Origin of the sequence: uncultured Corynebacterium sp., from assembly GCF_902489365.1 — a bacterium.
GTDB lineage: Bacteria > Actinomycetota > Actinomycetes > Mycobacteriales > Mycobacteriaceae > Corynebacterium.
This window is the reverse complement of sequence record NZ_CABTZR010000117.1, coordinates 1-5,300: the sequence shown is the minus strand read 5'-3', so window position 1 is coordinate 5,300 and position 5,300 is coordinate 1. Positions and strand designations below refer to the sequence as shown.

General features: G+C 65.8%; 8 protein-coding genes. 7 read left to right on the top strand and 1 reads right to left on the bottom strand.

The annotated features are described in order from the left end of the window. Window positions 1-229: 229 nt before the first annotated feature. The 7 genes from ssd (at window position 230) to RDN59_RS11335 (ending at window position 4,604) form a co-directional block, all read left to right on the top strand. Entirely contained in the window at window positions 230-1,246 is a 1,017-nt protein-coding gene (gene ssd, locus RDN59_RS11365; RefSeq protein ID WP_308607938.1) for a septum site-determining protein Ssd, read from the top strand. After that, window positions 1,243-2,379, top strand: coding sequence for a TadA family conjugal transfer-associated ATPase (locus tag RDN59_RS11360; protein WP_144676191.1), 1,137 nt, complete (start codon window positions 1,243-1,245; stop codon window positions 2,377-2,379). The genes ssd and RDN59_RS11360 overlap by 4 nt, the downstream gene beginning before the upstream one ends. Beyond that, complete coding sequence (locus tag RDN59_RS11355) at window positions 2,376-3,125, top strand: type II secretion system F family protein (protein WP_308607937.1); 750 nt, start codon at window positions 2,376-2,378, stop codon at window positions 3,123-3,125. Before RDN59_RS11360 ends, RDN59_RS11355 begins: the two co-directional genes overlap by 4 nt. Continuing rightward, entirely contained in the window at window positions 3,125-3,682 is a 558-nt protein-coding gene (locus RDN59_RS11350; protein ID WP_308607936.1) for a type II secretion system F family protein, read from the top strand. Before RDN59_RS11355 ends, RDN59_RS11350 begins: the two co-directional genes overlap by 1 nt. A gap of 69 nt (window positions 3,683-3,751) precedes the next feature. Continuing rightward, on the top strand, window positions 3,752-3,940 hold the full coding sequence (locus RDN59_RS11345; protein ID WP_046647874.1) for a DUF4244 domain-containing protein: 189 nt from the start codon (window positions 3,752-3,754) through the stop codon (window positions 3,938-3,940). Next, on the top strand, window positions 3,940-4,263 hold the full coding sequence (locus tag RDN59_RS11340) for a hypothetical protein (RefSeq protein ID WP_308607935.1): 324 nt from the start codon (window positions 3,940-3,942) through the stop codon (window positions 4,261-4,263). Before RDN59_RS11345 ends, RDN59_RS11340 begins: the two co-directional genes overlap by 1 nt. Continuing rightward, entirely contained in the window at window positions 4,260-4,604 is a 345-nt protein-coding gene (locus RDN59_RS11335; protein ID WP_308607934.1) for an Rv3654c family TadE-like protein, read from the top strand. The genes RDN59_RS11340 and RDN59_RS11335 overlap by 4 nt, the downstream gene beginning before the upstream one ends. On the opposite strand, the gene RDN59_RS11330 is transcribed toward RDN59_RS11335, so the two are convergent. Further along, on the bottom strand, window positions 4,601-5,300 hold a 700-nt coding region (locus tag RDN59_RS11330), incomplete at its 5' end, for a Zn-binding domain-containing protein (RefSeq protein ID WP_308607933.1). The two genes, RDN59_RS11335 and RDN59_RS11330, sit on opposite strands and share 4 nt — an antisense overlap.

Genomic DNA, 5,300 nt, shown 5'->3' with positions numbered 1-5,300 from the left:
CGAAATGTCCCTTAAGCCGGATTCTAGGCCCTAAACGACAAAACGTGTTGTTTTGGCCGATTCTAAGGATCGTGGAAGCACGGTTTCCTGTGAGTTTTGGTACGTGAGCCCCGGTAATTTTGTTTAAGCGTCAGCAAAACAGGCGTAGAAGACGCCACAATGGCGAAGTTATCCACAGGTGGTGAGGAAGCCCTAGCGCGTGGTTGGTGTGCTCGCGCATGCTTCAGGCATGAGCACGTTTCACCTAGTTATCGCCGTTGGGGATGCCACGCTGCGAGCAGAGGCGGCCTCCGCAGCCGCCGCCAGTACTGCGGAAGTGAGCACCGTGGAGGACCCGCGGGACTTCTCCCGGCACCTGCCCAAGGCGGATGCTGTCTTGGCTGATGCACTGACGGCTCGGCTTGTGGCGGGGCATCCGAGGGTGTATTTCCTGGCGCTGGATCCGGGGCCGATCGATTATGAGGCTGCACTCTGTTGCCGCGCGACGGCCGCCTTCATCGTGCCCGCTCAATCGAAAGAGCTTCTGGGCGCACTAGCCGCAGACGCCACTCCGGAGACCGCCGTGTCTACCGGCCTAACCTTGGCGGTGACCGGCTCCGCCGGAGGTTTGGGTTCCTCGACGGTGGCGGTGGCGCTGGCCCGCGAGGCGGGCGCGGATCTCCTCGTTGATGCGAGCCCGTATTCCGGCGGCCTCGACTTGCTCACTAGCATTGAGAACAAGCCCGGCGCGCGGTGGCCGGATCTCGCTGCGGGGGCCGGTTCGGTTGATGCAGCAGACCTTGTCCGAGCTTTGCCCGCCACCCCGGATGGCATAGCGGTTCTTTCCGCGGCGAGGTCTGCCAGTGCAGAGGTGGTTCAGATGAGTAGCGCCCGGCGCGCGGCCATCATGCAAGCTGCGTGTTTATACCCGGGGACCGTGGTGGTGGATTGCCCGCCATGGGATATCCCCGATGCGGCGGATCACGTGGTGGTGCTGACCGCCGCCGAGGTGCGGGCGGCCGCCGCCTGCGCGCAGCTGGTGGCAGAGCTTCGCGCTCGGCCGCAGGAATGCTCCGTCGTCGTGCGCAACCGCCAGTGGGCGGGTCTGGACACCAGCGACATCGCCACGGTGACTCATGCAGACCCAATCGCTGAGTTGCCGACGATCCGTGGTCTGACCCGCACGGTAGAAACTAGTGGGCTGCCGCGCCAGCTGCCCCGAGCCCTAGCTCGTGTCGCTCGTCAGATTTGGGAGGCCGTGGCATGAACCTGATCGATACGATGCGCACCATCGTGGCCGCCGAGCCGCAGCTGGCCCACGATGCACCGGCCTTGGCGCGGCGCATTCGGCAGGAAGCCGGAGTCATCAGCGACGTCGATGTACTCGACCTTCTGCAGCGCCTGCGCCATGATTCCGTGGGCTTGGGTCTGCTGGAGCCGGTTCTTTCGCTGCCGGGGCTAACCGATGTTGTTGTCAATGGTCCCGATTCCTGTTTCGTCGATTGCGGGCAGGGCCTGCAGCCGCGCGATATCGGCTTTGCCGACGACGCCGAGGTGCGCCAGCTGGCCTCCCGGCTGGCTGCGGTGGCGGGCGTGCGGTTGGATGATGCGCAACCTTTTGCCGATGGGCGCCTGACTCGTCCCGATGGCACGAGGATCCGGCTCCACGCGCTGCTTGCGCCTCCTTCGGCAAGTGGAACCTGCATTAGCCTTCGCGTGCTGCGCCAGGCGCAAACCAGCCTGGAGGAGTTAATAGCCAATGGCAGCATTGATTCCAGCCTGGAGCACGTCCTGCGCGCCGTGGTTGAGCGCCGGGCATCCTTCCTGGTTACGGGAGGGACGGGTTCAGGCAAAACGACGTTGCTCGCCGCCCTGTTGGGGTGCGTGCCCGCCACCGAACGCTTGCTCATCATCGAGGACACCCCAGAGCTTTCCCCGAATCACCCGCACGTGGTGACCCTGGTATCTCGCCGGGCGAATGCGGAAGGGCGTGGAGAGATCTCCATGTCACTTCTACTGCGCCAGGCCCTGCGCATGCGCCCAGACCGCATCGTGGTCGGTGAAATCCGCGGCGCGGAGGTAGTGGAATTGCTTGCCGCGCTCAACACCGGGCACGATGGTGGCGCGGGCACCGTGCATGCCAACTCTGTTGATGAAGTGCCCGCCCGCATGGAGGCCCTCGCAGCTCTCGGCGGGCTCGACCGCGTAGCACTGCATTCGCAGCTAGCGGCCGCCGTGCACGTGGTCCTCGGGATGGAGCGCACGCCACAGGGGCGGCGTCTCGCGCACCTCGGCGTGTTGGAGGGAAACCCGGTTATACCTCAGCTGGTGTGGACGGCTGAGGACGGCCCGCTTCCCGGGTTTGCGCAGCTGTGTTCGCGGCTGGGGGTGGAACCATGATGTGGCTATTCTTCGCGGCGGCGTGTTTGCTCTCGCAGCCTGCTTCGGTGACGCGGCTGGAATCGCCGAAGCCTCGCTCGCTGGCACCCGGGGCTGTTTTCCTCGGGGTCGGGTGCTGTGTCTTCTTCGGCAGGCCCACTGTCGTGGTGGCGGTGGGCTGCATTGTGGCCTGTGCGCTGTGGTTTGCCAATGATCTGGCAGCCGCCCGGCGCGAGCGCCGAGGTGCTGAGGCGCTCGCCTCCTACTTCGGTTCTGTTGCCGCCGAGCTGCGGGCGGGATCGACAACGGCGGGAGCACTGCGTCGGGGTGCCGACGCCCTTCCAGACTCCACCCCGGAGAATCTCCGCGCTGCGTTGAGCACGGCCGCGGGTCTCGCAGCACAAGGGGGCTCGCCTGCGGTTGCTCTCAATGTACCGGAGGTTGCGCGCTATGCAGCGCTGCTCACGCTCTCGGGACGCCATGGTGTGGCGTTGGCGAACCTCATCGAGCAGGCGCAAAGCCAGCTGGATACCGCGCGCCGCCATGCCGGTGAGACCGCTGCCTCTTTACAAGGGCCACAGGCCACCGCGGTCATCCTGGCGTGCCTGCCACTGGCGGGCATCCTCATGGGTGGGGCGATGGGTGCGGATTCCTTGGGGTTCTTGCTCGGCGGTGGCCTTGGGGGCGTGCTTCTCGACGTCGGCGTGGCCCTCGTCTGCACCGGATTCGCCTGGTCACGCCTCATTCTGCGGAAGGCGGCGCAGTGATGGTCTTGACGTATATCTCCGCTGCATTACTGGCCGCGGCATTCGCTGTTACCTCTGCTGCACCGTCTGGACGAATAGCCCGGTCAGGCTCGCGCACACCGCGCCCGAAGACGCCGCGCGATGGTCCAGCGGCGGACTATAGTCCGCTCGATGCAGCCAGCGACCTGGAGCTCTTCGCTGCTTGTTTGGAGGCCGGTCTCTCCACGCGCAGTGCCGTGCTAGCTGTCGCTGAAGCCTCGCCGCAGTGGTCAGGGGCAGCGGCGCTTATCGGGGTGGGGGTTCCCATGGGTACCGCGTGGTCGGCGCTGGCCAGTCAGCCGCATTTGGAAGAGCTGGTGCGGCTTACGCAGCTGTCTGGTGAATCGGGCGCAGCCATGGCAACTGGGTGCCACCGATTGGTGGCGCAGCTGCGTGCCGAAGCTTCGGCACAAGCTACCGCGCGGGCGGAGCGCGCTGGTGTGTTCATCGCAGCACCGCTGGCAGTGTGCTTCCTTCCCGCATTTCTGGTCCTTGGGTTGATACCTGTCCTCATCAGCTTGGGCCAGCAACTTTTCTAAGTCAGAACAATTAACCATTTTCAGAACGCACAACCGACACAAACACAGGAAAAGAAAGCTAGGTACATCATGCAGAAAAAGGTAAACTACCAGTCGCTATTAGGAAATGATGATGGTATGTCGACGATTGAATACGCCATGGGTTCGCTCGCGGCCGCAGCGCTTGCCGCGGTGCTCTATGCCGTGGTCAATGGCGGCGAAGTTACCAGCGCCATCACGTCCATCATCACCGACGCCTTGTCCAACTCTCCAGGCTAATGCGCGCGCTTGATGACGCCGGCTCCGTCACCATCGAGGCGGCTCTGTCGCTGTCCGCGCTCGTCATCGTCGCCGCGGGAATCGTGGGTGGCATCGCCACGTTGTCGGCCCACCTCGCTGCCGTTGACGCTGCGGGCGCTGCAGCTCGCTCCGCTGCCATCGGCGTGGACTTTCAGCGCGAAGGAGTGACGGTGACCGTGAGCGAAGGCTCTGGGCTTATAACCGCTGAGGCCGCCGTGCCGGCACCGCTGGGGACCATGCGCGCGCAGGCGGTGTTTCCCGCGGAGATGGCAGCCGGTGGGAACGCGGGATCGCAGCCATGAGGCGTCGTCAGCGCAGCCGGGGAAGGATCCCGGCGGGCGAGGAGGGCTATGCCACTGTCGTCACCGCCGGGATCATCGCCGCAGTGGCTTCTCTGTTGCTGGCGGTTGCAGCGGTTGCTTCGCTCGTTGTGGCACGGCACGAAGCGCAGGTGGCGGCGGATCTGGCCGCGGTGGCCGGCGCGTGGGAGGTGGCCAAGGGCAGGGACGCCTGCACGAAGGCCACAGAGATTGCCGCGCTCAACGGCGCGGAACTCGGCTCCTGCGTCATCGATGGGCGCGACGTTGAGGTGACTGCCCAGCTGCGCGGGCGCAGCGCCATCGCCCGTGCCGGTCCGGTCTAAGAGGTCATGGTCACCAGCGCGCCGAGCAGTGCCACAGCGCCTGCCTTGTCCAGAGGGTTGTTGCCGTTGCCGCACTTGGGGGACTGCACACACGACGGGCAGCCGGACTCGCAAGGGCAGGAGCGCACGGCCTCAAAGGTGGCCTTGATCCACTCGGGGAAGCGGCGGAAGCCTTCCTCGGCGAAGCCGGCACCGCCGGGGTGGCCGTCGTAGACGAAGACCGTGGGCAAGCCCGTATCGGCGTGCTGCGCGGTGGACACGCCGCCGATATCCCAGCGGTCGCAGGTGGCAATGAGCGGTAGCAACCCAATGGCGGCGTGCTCAGCTGCATGGAGGGTGCCGGGGGTGCGCCCGGCGGTGACGCCCATCGCTGCGAGTGCCAGCGGATCGATGGTGTAGGCCACCGCCCGGGTCACCAGGCGCTGCTCCGGCAGGTCAAGGGGGATGTCCTCGCCCACGGAGCCATCAGGAAGCCGTACCTGGTAGCCGGTGACCTTATCGGTCACCTCAACCTCCAAACTGGCCACCCACAGGCCGGGGGCGTAGTTCACCAGGTCATCGGCCTCGTGCAGGATGCGGATATCCGTCGTGGACTTCGGCTGCGTGGTGTAGTCCGGCGTCTTCGGGACGGCGAGGGCCACGCCCGGCTCGGCGGACGCCGAACCCTCCCCCCCCCCCAGCGGCAACTCCTCCCTG